This is a genomic window from Hydrogenophaga laconesensis (assembly GCF_031457235.1).
Taxonomy (GTDB): Bacteria; Pseudomonadota; Gammaproteobacteria; order Burkholderiales; family Burkholderiaceae_C; genus Hydrogenophaga; species Hydrogenophaga laconesensis.
Map to the genome: position 1 here is coordinate 32,443 of NZ_JAVDWE010000001.1, position 13,336 is coordinate 45,778.

15 protein-coding genes are annotated in these 13,336 nt (G+C 64.6%); 11 read left to right on the forward strand and 4 right to left on the reverse strand.

Going from position 1 to position 13,336, the window contains the following annotated elements; genetic code table 11:
• Positions 1-363 precede the first annotated feature (363 nt).
• The 6 genes from J2X09_RS00195 to adk all read left to right on the forward strand — a co-directional run bounded on the left by J2X09_RS00195 (position 364) and on the right by adk (position 4,359).
• Positions 364-1,011, forward strand: a complete 648-nt coding sequence (locus J2X09_RS00195; RefSeq protein ID WP_204731337.1) for a MotA/TolQ/ExbB proton channel family protein — start codon at positions 364-366, stop codon at positions 1,009-1,011.
• Positions 1,008-1,442, forward strand: a complete 435-nt coding sequence (locus tag J2X09_RS00200) for an ExbD/TolR family protein (protein ID WP_204731338.1) — start codon at positions 1,008-1,010, stop codon at positions 1,440-1,442. Before J2X09_RS00195 ends, J2X09_RS00200 begins: the two co-directional genes overlap by 4 nt.
• Positions 1,443-1,458: 16 nt before the next feature.
• Positions 1,459-2,529, forward strand: a complete 1,071-nt coding sequence (gene lpxK / locus J2X09_RS00205; protein WP_204731339.1) for a tetraacyldisaccharide 4'-kinase — start codon at positions 1,459-1,461, stop codon at positions 2,527-2,529.
• Positions 2,530-2,558: 29 nt separating this feature from the next.
• Positions 2,559-2,765: a Trm112 family protein gene (locus J2X09_RS00210; RefSeq protein ID WP_204731340.1), complete on the forward strand. Its 207-nt coding sequence runs from the start codon at positions 2,559-2,561 to the stop codon at positions 2,763-2,765.
• Positions 2,762-3,550 (forward strand): 3-deoxy-manno-octulosonate cytidylyltransferase, encoded by a 789-nt coding sequence (kdsB, locus tag J2X09_RS00215; protein ID WP_204731341.1) that lies wholly within the window; start codon positions 2,762-2,764, stop codon positions 3,548-3,550. Before J2X09_RS00210 ends, kdsB begins: the two co-directional genes overlap by 4 nt.
• 152 nt (positions 3,551-3,702) lie before the next feature.
• Complete coding sequence (gene adk, locus J2X09_RS00220; RefSeq protein ID WP_204731342.1) at positions 3,703-4,359, forward strand: adenylate kinase; 657 nt, start codon at positions 3,703-3,705, stop codon at positions 4,357-4,359.
• A gap of 64 nt (positions 4,360-4,423) precedes the next feature.
• Here adk and J2X09_RS00225 read toward each other — a convergent pair whose 3' ends face one another.
• The 3 genes from J2X09_RS00225 to J2X09_RS00235 are packed head-to-tail and all read right to left on the reverse strand — an operon-like array spanning position 4,424 to position 6,306.
• On the reverse strand, positions 4,424-4,903 hold the full coding sequence (locus J2X09_RS00225; RefSeq protein WP_204731343.1) for a DUF6152 family protein: 480 nt from the start codon (positions 4,901-4,903) through the stop codon (positions 4,424-4,426).
• 11 nt (positions 4,904-4,914) lie between these two features.
• The gene (locus J2X09_RS00230; protein ID WP_204731344.1) at positions 4,915-5,334 is read right to left on the reverse strand and encodes a hypothetical protein; all 420 of its coding nucleotides are present in this window, start codon (positions 5,332-5,334) and stop codon (positions 4,915-4,917) included.
• 6 nt (positions 5,335-5,340) lie between these two features.
• On the reverse strand, positions 5,341-6,306 hold the full coding sequence (locus J2X09_RS00235; RefSeq protein ID WP_310306933.1) for an asparaginase: 966 nt from the start codon (positions 6,304-6,306) through the stop codon (positions 5,341-5,343).
• 139 nt (positions 6,307-6,445) lie between these two features.
• On the opposite strand from J2X09_RS00235, the gene lexA reads away from it, so the two are divergent.
• The 3 genes from lexA (at position 6,446) to J2X09_RS00250 (ending at position 8,753) form a co-directional block, all read left to right on the forward strand.
• A complete protein-coding gene (gene lexA, locus J2X09_RS00240) occupies positions 6,446-7,123 on the forward strand; it encodes a transcriptional repressor LexA (protein WP_374726474.1) in 678 nt (225 codons plus the stop codon).
• 138 nt (positions 7,124-7,261) lie between these two features.
• Positions 7,262-7,633, forward strand: a complete 372-nt coding sequence (locus J2X09_RS00245) for a hypothetical protein (protein ID WP_204731347.1) — start codon at positions 7,262-7,264, stop codon at positions 7,631-7,633.
• Between the two features lie 112 nt (positions 7,634-7,745).
• The gene (locus J2X09_RS00250; RefSeq protein ID WP_204731348.1) at positions 7,746-8,753 is read left to right on the forward strand and encodes a D-2-hydroxyacid dehydrogenase family protein; all 1,008 of its coding nucleotides are present in this window, start codon (positions 7,746-7,748) and stop codon (positions 8,751-8,753) included.
• Between the two features lie 63 nt (positions 8,754-8,816).
• Here the strand turns inward: J2X09_RS00250 and J2X09_RS00255 are convergent, their stop codons facing one another.
• Positions 8,817-10,331 (reverse strand): type IV pilus assembly protein FimV, encoded by a 1,515-nt coding sequence (locus tag J2X09_RS00255; RefSeq protein WP_310306935.1) that lies wholly within the window; start codon positions 10,329-10,331, stop codon positions 8,817-8,819.
• 673 nt (positions 10,332-11,004) lie between these two features.
• Here J2X09_RS00255 and J2X09_RS00260 point away from each other — a divergent pair.
• Together J2X09_RS00260 and J2X09_RS00265 are read left to right on the forward strand one after the other, a co-directional pair.
• On the forward strand, positions 11,005-12,525 hold the full coding sequence (locus J2X09_RS00260) for a 3-hydroxyacyl-CoA dehydrogenase (protein WP_204731350.1): 1,521 nt from the start codon (positions 11,005-11,007) through the stop codon (positions 12,523-12,525).
• Between the two features lie 28 nt (positions 12,526-12,553).
• Positions 12,554-13,333, forward strand: a complete 780-nt coding sequence (locus J2X09_RS00265) for an oxepin-CoA hydrolase, alternative type (RefSeq protein ID WP_204731351.1) — start codon at positions 12,554-12,556, stop codon at positions 13,331-13,333.
• Positions 13,334-13,336 lie beyond the last annotated feature (3 nt).

A 13,336-nucleotide genomic window follows, 5' to 3' on the forward strand; every position in this document is an offset into this window, starting at 1 on the left:
GCGACTCCAAGGCAAATGTGTCCACAAGCCGCACCAATGCTTGCGATTCCTGGAAACATCCCGTCGGCGAAGGGGTTGGGCGCCGAGTGCGTTGATTTCAAAGGCATTTGGGCTGCCTGTTTTGTCATCGACCTGTCAGACGCCCCGCAAACGCTGGCGGCAGCGCTGCAAGCCAAGGGGTTTTTCACAAAGTTATCCACAGAATCTGTGTACCAAGATGGGGAATATTCGGCCAAGCGGCTGGACGGTACAGGGAGGGGCTGGATGGTCGCCGCGCCCCGAAGGATGGACATGGCCCTGAGACATAATCCTTCGCACCATCAAGGCCGCCGGCGTACGGTGGCACTAGCCTGGAGCCCTGATTTGTTTTCCATCATACAAGCCGCCGGCTGGCCGATCTGGCCCCTGATTGCCTGCTCCGTGCTCGGCCTGGCACTGATCATCGAACGCTTTGTCAGCCTCAAGACACGCAAGATATTCCCGCCCAAGCTCCTGGACGAGGCCATCATGGTTTCGCGCAGCGGCATACCCGGCCCCGATGTGGTCAAGCAACTCGAACAGAACTCGGTGCTGGGCACTGTGCTGGCCACCGGCTTCCGCACCTACAACATCAACCCCCGCGCCACGGAAGATGACCTGCGCGCCAGCCTGGAAGGCGCCGGACGGGAAGCCGCCGCCAAGCTCCAGCGCTACCTGGGCGCGCTGGCCACCATCGCATCGGCCGCACCGTTGCTAGGCCTGCTGGGAACAGTCATCGGGATGATCGAGATCTTTGGCTCGCAGGCGGCCGACGCTGGCGGCGCGGTGCCCGGCATGGGCAACCCGGGCCAGTTGGCCCACGGTATCTCTATCGCGCTCTACAACACCGCCTTCGGTCTGATCATCGCCATACCGGCGCTCATCTTCTGGCGCTACTTCCGTGCTCGCGTCGACAGCTATCTTCTCGCCATGGAACTGGCGGCCGAGCGCTTCGCCCGCCACCTGCTGAGCCTGCGGAAACCCACGCTATGAACTTCCGCACCGGCGAGCGCGACGAACCCGAGATCAACCTGATCCCGTTCATCGACATCCTGCTGGTGGTGCTCATCTTCCTGGTGCTCACCACCACCTACAGCAAGTTCACCGAACTCAAGGTGAATCTTCCGGTGGCCGATGCACAGGCCCCCAAGCAGAACCCCCGCGAAGTCATCGTGGCCGTTGGCAGCGATGGTCGCTACTCCATCAACCGGCAGCTGATCGAAGGCGCGAGCGTCGAGTCGCTCACGCGTGTGCTGTCGGACGCCGCTCAGGACAACCGGGAAACCGTGATCGTCATCAGTGCAGACGCGGCCGCAACCCACCAGTCCGTCATCAACGTGATGGACGCCGCTCGGCGTGCCGGCCTGGTGCAGATCACCTTCGCGACGCAGCAGGCGGGCTCTTCGGCCCGTGGCAAGCCCTGACAGCCGCCGGGTTCCGATGAGCCAGGCCGCAGGGCAAACGGAACCATCCACCTGGGAGCGGCGCGCGCAGTCGCGAGGTCTTCTGAACCGCGTACTGTGGCCGGTATCGCTGCTCTACCGGCTTCTCATCGCCATTCGCCGCTGGCTGTATGCCAGCGGGCTGTTCAAGGTCCATCGGCTGCACGTGCCGGTCGTGGTTGTCGGCAATGTGGTGGTGGGTGGTGCAGGGAAGACGCCCTGCACCATCGCCCTGGTGAACCACCTCAGGGAAAACGGCTGGCACCCGGGCGTCGTGTCCCGCGGACATGGCCGCAATACCACCGAAGTGGCCCATGTGCTGAGCGACACGCCTGCGGCGGTGGCGGGTGATGAACCCCTGCTGATCCGTCGGCGCACGGGCGCACCGGTTTGCGTCGCCGCACGCCGGGCGGAGGCCGCGCGGGCCCTGCTTGCAGCCCATGCGCAAGTCGACGTGCTCGTGTGCGACGACGGACTTCAGCATCTGGCATTGGGGCGTCAGCTCGCCATCGCGGTGTTCGATGATCGTGGAACAGGCAACGGCTGGCTGCTGCCTGCAGGTCTGTTGCGCGAGCCGTGGCCACCCGCCCGCCAGTCGGCTTTCCGGCCGGATCTGCTGTTGCAACAACACCGCGAGGATGCCCCCACACCTGCTGTCGTACCGACGGCAGGGTTGCCCATGTTCCGAGCCAAGCGCCGCCTCGCTTCCCACATCGTCGGGCCGGGAGATGAAATCATGGCGTTGTCGGAGCTGCAGGGACAGGCGGTCACCGCCGTCGCCGGCATCGCGCGCCCCCAGGTGTTCTTCGACATGCTGCGCAGCGCGGGTATCACCCCTGTGAGCGAGGTCGCGCTGCCCGACCACGCGGACACGTCTGCCTATGCCGAGTTGCTGGGCGGCGAGCAGCACACCCTGATCTGCACCGAGAAGGACGCCACCAAGCTGTTTGCCCTTCTCCCCGCTGGCAGCCCGCAGAAGGCATGGGCAGTCCCACTCGAGCTCGTGCCCGAAGCGGCATTCTTTGCGGCTGTGGACGCCCGCCTGGCCGCCTGGCGACCCGCCCGCTGAGCGTCAAGGCAGGCGACTATCATTCCAGCATGGACACCAAACTGCTCGAACTGCTGGTCTGCCCCGTCACCAAGGGGCCGCTGGTCTTTGACCGCGACAGGCAGGAGCTGCTTTCGCGCAGCGCCCGCCTGGCATATCCGATCCGCGATGGCATCCCCATCCTGCTCGAACACGAGGCTCGTGCGATCAGCGAAGAGGAAGCGGCTCGCCCTTCGGCACCCGCGCCGTTGGCGTGAGCAAGCCTGCACCGGCAGACGGCTTCACCGTCATCATTCCCGCCCGGCTCGCATCCACCCGGCTGCCTGACAAGCCATTGGCCGATATCGGCGGCCTGCCGATGGTCGTGCGGGTTGCGCAACGGGCGCTGCAAAGCGGTGCCACCCGGTGCGTGGTGGCCGCAGACGACCCACGCATCATGGATGCGTGCGCTGCCCACGGCGTGACAGCCCTCCTTACACGGGCCGACCACCCTTCGGGAAGTGATCGGCTGGCCGAGGCCTGCACCCTGCTCGGTCTGGCTCGCGACGAGGTCGTCGTGAACGTCCAGGGCGATGAGCCGTTGATCGACCCCCGCCTGATCGATGCGGTGGCAGGGGAACTGCAGCGCCGCGACGACTGCGTCATGAGCACGGCCGCCCATGCCATCGACAGCACGGTCGACTTCCTCAACCCGAATGTTGTCAAGGTGGTGCTTGACCGCGCCAACACCGCGCTCTATTTCAGCCGCGCCCCGATCGCCTGGTGGCGCGACGGCATGACGTCCAGCGGGGCACCCTTGGGCGCCTTGTCCAGTCCCGCACCGCTTCGGCATGTCGGCATCTACGCCTATCGTGCCGGCTTTCTCAAGCAGTTTCCCGACCTGGAGCCTGCGCCGCTCGAATCGATCGAGTCGCTGGAACAGTTGCGCGTGCTCTGGCACGGCCACCGTATCGCCGTGCACCTGACCGCCGACGCGCCCGGCCCTGGCGTCGACACACCGCAAGACCTGCAACGGGTGCGCGAGCTGCTTTCCAGGGCCTGAAGTCCCTCCGGGGACGTGCCCTGGCCCTGGTTTCTGTCAGCCAGCGCAAAGGGTGCCCGTGCTATCCTCGACCGGTTGTCCCCGGCGCCACGCCGTGGGACAGCCGCTCGAGACAAGCGGCCACGCCATTGAAACTCTGCAAAAGGAAAGCGATGAGACTGATTCTGTTGGGCGCCCCCGGTGCCGGCAAGGGAACGCAAGCCACGTTCATTTGCCAGAAATACGGCATCCCCCAGATCTCCACCGGCGACATGTTGCGCGCCGCCGTGAAAGCCGGAACTCCCCTTGGCTTGCAAGCCAAGGCGGTGATGGAGTCCGGCGGCCTGGTGAGCGACGACCTCATCATCAATCTCGTGAAGGAACGCATTGCCCAGCCGGACTGCGCCAACGGCTTCCTGTTCGACGGCTTTCCCCGCACCATCCCACAGGCCGACGCCATGAAGTCCGCCGGCGTGAAGCTGGACTACGTACTGGAAATCGATGTGCCCTTCGACGCCATCATCGAGCGCATGAGCGGGCGCCGTTCGCACCCCGCGTCGGGCCGCACGTACCACGTCAAGTTCAATCCGCCCAAGGTGGAAGGCAAGGACGACGTCACCGGCGAGCCCCTGATCCAGCGTGAAGACGACAAGGAAGAAACCGTGAAGAAGCGGTTGGAGGTCTACAGCGCACAAACCCGTCCACTGGTGGACTACTACAGCAGTTGGGCCCGCACGGATGCGGCAGCGGCGCCGAAATACCGCGCTATCAGTGGCATGGGCTCGGTCGATGAAATCACGGCGCGTGCGCTCGAGGCCTTGTCCAGATAAGCCCGCGTCAACCCCAGCCCACTCAACACCCGGCCGCGCGCCGGGTGTTTTGTTTCTGGCCTTTTCAGGCCGGACTCGACCGCAGGCCGTAGACCTTGCCGTCAAGAAACACGTACTCGGCCCGCAGGATGGCTTCGCCCTTCTCTTCCTTGAAGGTGAAACCCACCGTCGACAGCGTGGCGCCCTCGCGCACCTCGGACATCTGCCATTGCCCCAGCCGGAACAACGGTGCCAGCTCGATTTCCCAGCGGCGGTCGCGCCGGGTGGGCAGCACGGCTTTCGCCAGCAACGCCGGGCCGTCGATGCCGGCTGTCTGTGCAGGCAAGTTGCGCTGCGCCAGGTCGCTGGGAAGGCGCAAGGTCTCGGGAACCTCCAGCACCAGTTCCGCGTGCGGATTGCGCCATTTCACCTCGACGACACGGCCCTCGAGGTAGATCGGACGGTTCTGGTCGAAGCTGCTCCAGCCATGGTGGGCCAGTGCCATGCCCGTCCAGGCGCCCAGGCCCATCGCGGCCCCAGCTTGAATCACGTCGCGTCGCTGCATGCCCATCTCCTTCACACGTAGCCTATCCAACGGCCGCAGGTCAAGACCAGCAGCCACAGAGCCGACGACAACAACATCAGCACGCGCGCGGTGCGGTCCTGTCGCTGCAAAGATCGCCGGGCGTGAAACCAGCCGGCGTTGCACCCCGCCAACATGATCAACACCATCTTCGCTGTGAATACGCGATTGGCCAGCAGTTCCCCGGCTTGCGTGCCGAACATCAGCAAACCGGAAACGCCTGCCAAGCCGAAGCCCGCCAACGCCACGCCCAGGCTCAGCCTGGCCAACGGCTCCAGTGCCAGGGCTTGCCCCCATCCAAACACCCTCAACTCCAGCAGGGCCAGGTTGCCCATCAGCAAAGCGACGCCCAGCAGGTGCAAGACCTCCAGCATCGGGTAGGCCCAGGCATGGGCAGCCAGCGAAGCAAACACGACTATTCAGTCCATCAACAATTCAAGCGCCAGCGCCAGTCGCGCCTTGACCGGCGAGAGCCCTGCCGAATCCGCGAACGCCAGGCCCGCGTGTGGCACGACCCGCCCTCGTGCACAACGTGTCCCCACCACCACGCGCACCCCTTGCACCTGAGCCGCATCGAGTGCGCTGGCCAAGGCGCCGTGAATGGTGCCATTCCCCGTGCCCGCCACCACGATGCCCCGCAGTGGGCGGTCGGTTTTCCGGGCCATCAAGGCCTCGACGAGCCCTCCGTCCGCATCGGCGTGGCTCGTCAGGATGTCCACACGAGGCAGTGTTTCCGCCGCGAGGAATCGGTCAAGCAGCTCAGCATCCTGCGTGCCACCCGGCGGCGTGACCGGCCACGGGCGGAAGCTGCGCAACTCGCTCTCTTCCACGCAAGCCAGTGGACCGGCGTCCCCGGAATCGAAGGCATCGAGCCTGTACGTGTGCACCTTGGCCACATCCCACGCGCCGTGCACCTGTCCCGCGCAGACCACGACCACGCCACCACCGGCGCGCTGCGCCACCGCAACCGCATCGCTGAGGTTCTGTGGCCCATCAGGCACCAGCGCGGACGCAGGGCGCATGGCGCAAGTGAGCACAACAGGTTTGGCGGGTTGCAGCACGCGTTGCAACAGAAAAGCCGTTTCTTCAAGCGTGTCCGTGCCGTGAGTCACCACCACCGCAGAAACTTCGGGGTTCTGCAGGTGAATGGACACGCGCCGAACCAGGGCCTGCCAGACCGCCAGGCTCATGTCCTTGCTGTCGACCTGGGCCACCTGTTCGACTTCGAGCGCTATGCCAGCCAAACCCGGTACGGCCGACACCAGATCGGCCACTCTCACCTGCCCCGCCACATAACCGACGTTGTCGCCAGCCTGCTGGGCCCGGCCGGCGATGGTGCCCCCGGTGCCCAGGACCACGATCCGTCCGGCCTGTTTCGCATTCACCACTTGCCAACCTCTTGAAACTGGTTAAAAATACAGATACTGGATAAGAAAACAGTGAGCTGATTTCCATGCAGCCCCACCGCTCATCCAAAGCGTTTTCCTCTGGCCCACCGCTCCCGACGAGGTTCCCATGCTAGACATGCCCCACACCGCTCCGAAACTGACCGCCCGCCAGCAACAGATTCTGGAGCTGATCCAGTCGGCCATCGCGCGCACGGGAGCCCCTCCTACCCGGGCAGAAATCGCCAGCGAACTCGGGTTCAAGTCGGCCAATGCCGCCGAAGAACATCTTCAGGCCCTGGCACGCAAGGGCGTCATCGAGCTGGTCAGCGGCACATCCCGAGGGATTCGCCTGCGCAGTGAGGATCTTCAATCCATCAACGATTCGCGTGGGCGCCAGCTTACACTCCCGCTCCCCAGCCTTTCGCAGCTGGTGCTCCCCTTGATCGGCCGTGTGGCCGCTGGCTCCCCCATCCTGGCGCAGGAACATGTGGACCAGACCTACCAGGTCGAGCGCAGCCTCTTCCAGCGGACGCCTGACTACCTGCTCAAGGTTCGTGGCATGTCCATGCGCGATATCGGCATCATGGACGGCGATCTCCTGGCCGTGCAGTCCACCAAGGAAGCGAAGAATGGCCAGATCGTCGTGGCCCGACTGGGCGACGATGTCACCGTCAAGCGGTTCATGCGGCGCCAGCACCTCATCGAACTGCACGCGGAAAACCCCGATTACAAAACCATCGTGGTCGAGCCTGGCGAACCATTCGAGATCGAAGGGCTTGCCGTGGGCCTGATCCGCAACAGTTTCCAGATCTGACCGGCCTGGTCGGCATCGCCTCAGCAGGTGGCGGGCGTTTGGTCCGGGTAGCCACATCAACCGTGGTCCGGGCACATCCCTGCGAAGGCGTCTTATCCTCAATCCTGCCTGTGTCCGACCCCATCCTTGGAGTTTCACATGGGAAAAATCTTCAGCACAAATACATGGCGAGCGCCCCTGCAACTGATTGACTGCTGGCTGCCATCCCCGTCCATCCGCAGGACGCCTGCGGCCAACGAACCGATCGCCACACGCGTGGTGCAACGCTTTGCACGTGCGGGTTGGCTCAAGCAGCATTCGGTCACCAACCCTCCGACAACGCTGCGTGTCGTTCCGCCTGGAATTGAAGATGCAGCGCCGCGTGTTCGCGTGCTGCGGCAGGTCGAGCACACTCCGTCCGCGCGCCACGGTGGTGTCCGTCTGGTCATTTCGGGTCGCATCAACGATGTGTGCGCCGAGCTCGACCGACTGGCCGACCAGGAGCGCCTGCTTTCGACGCGAGCGGCCTGAACACCGAGCCGCCTGCGCGGGTCGCCAGACAAGCGACTCGCGCCAAAGCCCCCGGCTTGTAACGAGGGGTCAACGGCCCGGGGAGCCGGTTTGCCGAGGGCACAATAGCGTCATGAATATCGTGATCCTCGACGACTATCAGGACGCTGTGCGCAAACTGCGATGCGCAGACAAACTGGAACCCTATCCCGCGAAGGTCTTCACCAATACGGTCAAAGGCGTCGGACAACTGTCGGTCCGTCTGCGTGATGCGGATGTGCTGGTGTTGATCCGTGAACGCACGTCCATCACGCGCCAACTGATCGAAAAGCTGCCACGGCTCAAACTGATCGCCCAGACCGGGCGCGTCGGTTCCCACGTTGATGTGAACGCCTGTACAGAACGGGGTATCGCCGTGGCCGAAGGTGTCGGTTCACCGGTCTCCACCGCCGAACTCACCTGGGCGCTCATCCTTGCGGCCATGCGCCGCATTCCGCAGTACGTATCCAACCTGAAGCACGGCGCCTGGCAGCAAGCGGGCTTGAAAGCCGCGGCGATGCCGGTCAACTTCGGCGTTGGCATGGTGCTGCGAGGCAAGACCCTCGGCATCTGGAGCTATGGCCGTATCGGCCAGATGGTGGCAGGCTATGGGCGTGCATTCGGCATGCGCGTGATCGTCTGGGGCAGCGAAGAGAGCCGTGCGCGGGCCGCGTCGGACGGTTTTGACATCGCCCCCAGCAAGGCAGCGCTGTTCGAGACGTCCGACGTTCTCAGCCTCCACCTTCGCCTGGATCCGTCCAACACCGGATGCGTCACACAGGAAGATCTGGCCGCGATGAAGACGAGTGCACTGCTGGTCAATACTTCGCGGGCCGAGCTGATTCAGCCAGAGGCGCTGATTGCAGCGCTGAACCGGGGGCGCCCGGGCATGGCGGCCATCGATGTTTTCGAGTCTGAACCCATCCTGCAAGGCCATGCCCTGCTCCGGCTGGAGAACTGCATTTGCACGCCCCACATCGGCTATGTCGAGCAGGACAGCTATGAGATGTACTTCTCCTCCGCGTTCGACAACGTGATCAACTACATCAAGGGCACCCCGACCAACATCGTCAACCCGGGTGCACTGCAAGTCCGGCGCTGACCAGGCGTCGACCCCATGAGAAACGCCGGCATCAGCCGGCGTTTCTCATGGGCACCCAGCGCTTCAGCGCTTGTCGTCCGGCTTCGAGCCGGGATCGTCTTCAGGTGGCATGAAGTCCAGCACCTCGAAATCGATCAGGTTGCTGAAGGGCGGGGCCTGCTCGTCGAGCGATTTGACCGAGGGTTCAACAGGCGGCGACACCTCGGGCAACGAGGCTTCGAATGCGGAGAACTCGGACAGGTCGTTCAGGTTGATGTCCAGGCCGATGTGGGATGACGCAGGCAACATGGCGTCCAGATCCATGGGCTGCGTGTTGCGCCCCGTGGCCTTTTCACCGAGGACATTCGTCGATGAGAAGCTGGTCCGCCGACCCTGAGCCTTGAGAGGCTGCATGCTCGTATGTCCGAACTCACTGTGCTGCACAGCAGCCGGGCGCTCGTCCCGGTTGATCAACTCCTTGGCAATCGCGTGCAGCAGCAGCAGCTCGCGATAGGCCTCCAGGTCGAACACCTCCACCTCATCGTCGCTGACATCACGGAAGATGGATTCCTCGATCAGATCGAGCACCCGTGGCTCGGGCCACAGCGACTGGATGCGGCTGAAAGCCGACTCGTAGGCCTCGAGGCCCCGTCCGCCATCGGTGTACTGGTTGAACGGCGGCGCGCCTGCATTGAAGACGTGGTTGAACTCGTCCCGCAACGCGTTGTAGTCCTCGCGCCGGCCCAGACGGTGGTATAGCTTGAACAAGTCCAGATAGGCCAACGGACTGGGCTCATGGCTCTCGGCCAGATGATTGCGCAGAACCTGGATGGCTTGTTCGTCTTCGCCAAGCGAGACGAAAAAGTCGGCCTGTTGCTGCACATCGAACAACTCTTCCGTGGCCACGGAACGCGACACGCCCAGCGCACTGGGTGAAAAGTCCTTGCGGTCGCGCTGCTGCAGGGCCAGATCGGACGGCCCTCCGCGCTCCGGGACGGGCTGGCCATCCAGGGGATGCAGGTCATCGAGCGACGAATCCTGCTCAAGATGCAGATCGATCTCCGGCCTGGGCACGGCCTTGACCGCCTCCACCTTGGCACCCTTGCGGTCAGCCTTGGCCAACAACGCAGCGGCGCCCGCCTTTTCCTCCTGCGTTCCGGACCACCAGGCGCGGGACGCGTCGGACCCCGCGTCTCGGCGACGAGAAAGCATCAGCAGCGCCAGTAAGGCCAGCAGCAAAAGGCCACCCAGCAGATACACCAGCCAGTTCCGGTAGCGCTGATCTCTCGCCTCTTCCAGCTGGACGTTCAGGTCACCGATGGTGCTCTGGCTCTGGGCACTGGCGACACGCAGCCGATCGGCTTCGGCCTCCAGCGCGGCGAGCTTTTGCGCCTCGCGCAGGATGTCCTCTGGCGAGGCGTTGATGGCTTTCCAGAGCAGTCCGGCGGCAGCTCGTGCCTCCTCGGAGCCATTGGCTTCGCTCAGCAGCTGCGGAGACAGCTTGAGCGTCGGATCGCGTTCGATGCCCGGATCGAGTTCGACCGGGTCGAGCTGGAGGCGCGGCGCGGGCACGGGAGCTGGCGCGGGACGGCGCACCACGCTGCTCGCACGGTTGGGCGCGCTGGAACGCGCCGCAACCGGCGGAGGCGAGCTTCGGGTGGCGGGGGCGCCCGGAGATGGCGCGGACCGGCTGCCCGTAGAACCTTCAGCGCGGGGGGCAGACCGGGGTGTCGAGCCAGCGGCCGGGTTCTCCCCCGAAGCGCCGGACGGGGCCACCGATGGGGGTGCGACCACCACAGGCGCTGATCGAGATGCCGAAGCGGCAGGTTCGCTCAGCAGGTCGGCCAGCAGGACGAAGCGTCGGGTAAACGGTGTGCTGCATCCCGCACGTACGTACAGCGTGACAAAGGGTTCGTTGATCGGAGAAGGGACCTGGATGCGGACCGACGCCTCTGCGTCGGGGGCGTTTCTCTGGGGTGTGGTGCGCACCAGCCCGGGAGACAACTGAAGGTCGCCGTAAAAGACGTCTGCATTGACGCACAGGTTGGCCAGATCCTCACCAGGCGCAAGGAGAACCTGCACGCGAACATCGAGAGGTTGGCCGATGACGGCTGCCCCCGTGTACCGCCCCAGCGTTGCCGCCGAACTGCTCAAGACAGTTAATAGCAAAATACAGGCTGTCCATGTCTGGCGCACGTTGGAAGTCCTTCGTTCTATCGTCTGGGCATTTTGTCATAGCTCCAGGCGCGTCCATTCCAAATACAACACACTTATGCACCCCATATTCCGGAATACAGGCATTGTCGGTACAGGCGCCATGGGCCGAGGCATCGCCCAGATGGCGGCACAGGCTGGCAGCGAAGTCTGGCTGTTCGACGTTCAGGCAGGCGCGGCAGAAGCCGCCCGCTCCGCCCTGCAGACCACCTGGCAGACACTGGTGGGCAAGAACCGGATGGAGGCCAGCCAGATGGAAGCCTGTCTGAACCGCCTGCGGATCGCGGGCTCGCTCAGTGACCTGGCCACCTGCGACCTGGTGGTCGAAGCCATCGTCGAGCGGCTGGATGTCAAACAGCGCCTGTTTGTCGACCTCGAAGGCATCGTCACCCCCGATGCGGTGCTCGCCACCAACACCTCGTCCCTGTCGGTGACGTCGATCGGTGCTGCCCTCAAGCGCCCCGCGCAACTGGCCGGCTATCACTTCTTCAACCCCGTACCGCTGATGAAAGTGGTGGAAGTCATTGCCGGACTCAAGACCAGTGCCTCGGTGTGCCAGCGCCTGACTGACTACACCCGTCAGTTCGGCCACACGCCGGTGGCCGCGCAGGACACACCTGGATTCATCGTCAACCACGCGGGTCGCGGCTACGGCACTGAAGCCCTGCGTGTGGTGGGCGAACGTGTGGCGGACTTCGCCACCATCGACCGCATCCTCAAGGACCAGATGGGCTTCAAGCTTGGCCCGTTCGAGCTGATGGACCTGACCGCGCTGGACGTCTCGCACCCGGTGATGGAGTCGATCTACCACCAGTATTTCGAGGAACCGCGCTACCGCCCCAGCGTGATCACCGCCCAGCGACTGGCGGGTGGCGTGGTGGGCAAGAAGGTGGGCGAAGGCTTCTACGCCTACGACAAAGGACAGGCCCAGATACCGGCCGAGGCGCCTGCGCCCGTCGTCGCCGAACTGCCGCCGGTTTGGGTCTCGCCCAAGGCGGCGCGCCGGGCCGAGCTGTACCAGTTGCTCAAAGACCTCGGCGCCCGCATCGAGACCGCCGCCGCGCCGTCGGCCGCCGCACTGATCCTGGTTGCGCCGCTGGGGCTGGACGTCACCACGCTCGCCGCCGTCGAACGACTGGATGCATCGCGCACAGTCGGCATCGACATGATGCTGGACGATGCCTCGACACGCCGCCGTGTGCTGGCAACCAACCCCGCCACACGTTCTGACATGCGCGATGCCGCCCACGCCCTTTTCGCCAGCGATGGCAAGGCGGTGAGCGTAGTGCGCGACAGCGGTGGCTTCGTCACGCAGCGCGTGGTGGCCACCATCATCAACATCGCGACCGACATGTGCCAGCAAGGCATCTGCTCGCCAACCGATCTGGATGTGGCGGTCACGCTCGGTCTAGGTTACCCCATGGGTCCGCTGGCCATGGGCGACCGCATCGGTCCCACCAACGTGCTGGAGATCCTGTTCAACCTGCAGACGGTCTATGGCGACCCGCGTTATCGCCCCTCCCCCTGGTTGCGCCGCCGCGGCGCGCTGGGCCTGAGCCTCACGCACGAAGAAGCCTGAACACCCCATCAGAACGGATCGATACCGCATGACCGCCAGCCTCAAAAGCCACAGCCATGGGCAGACCATGGTGCTGACCATCAGCAACCCTGAACACCGCAACGCCCTCGGGCCCGACATGTACGCCGCCGGGGTCGAAGCGCTCAATGTGGCCGAGAGCAATCCGGACGTGCGCAGCGTGGTCATCACGGGTGAAGGGGCACATTTCTGCGCGGGTGGGAATCTGCAGCGACTGCTGACCAACCGGCAGCAGCCACCCGAGGTGCAGGCGCAAAGCATCGAGGGCCTGCACAACTGGATCGAGACCATGCGGGCCTTTCCAAAGCCGGTGGTGGCCGCGGTGGAAGGGTCCTGCGCAGGTGCGGGCTTTTCACTGGCCCTGGCCTGCGATCTGGTCATCGCCGCGCAGAACAGCGTGTTCGCCATGTCGTACAGCAGCGTGGGCCTGTCACCCGACGGAGGCGCCACGTGGAGCCTCATGCGTGCCCTGCCCCGCGCCACCGCCCTGCAATTGCTGCTGTGCGGTGAACGGATTGGTGCCGAACGCCTGCTGCAACTGGGCGTGATCACGCAAATGAGTGCCCAGGGCGAGGCTTTGAGCGACGCGCTGGCGCTGTGCGATCGCCTCAATGCGCGCGCGCCGAACGCACTCATGAGCATCAAGGAGCTCGTCAACGACGCTCCGACCAATGCCCTGCATCAGCAGCTCACCGCAGAGCGGGACCATTTCGTGCGCAACCTGCACCACGCCAACGCGGGCGAAGGCATCGCAGCCTTCATGGAAAAGCGTCCCGCCGTCTACCGCTGAACG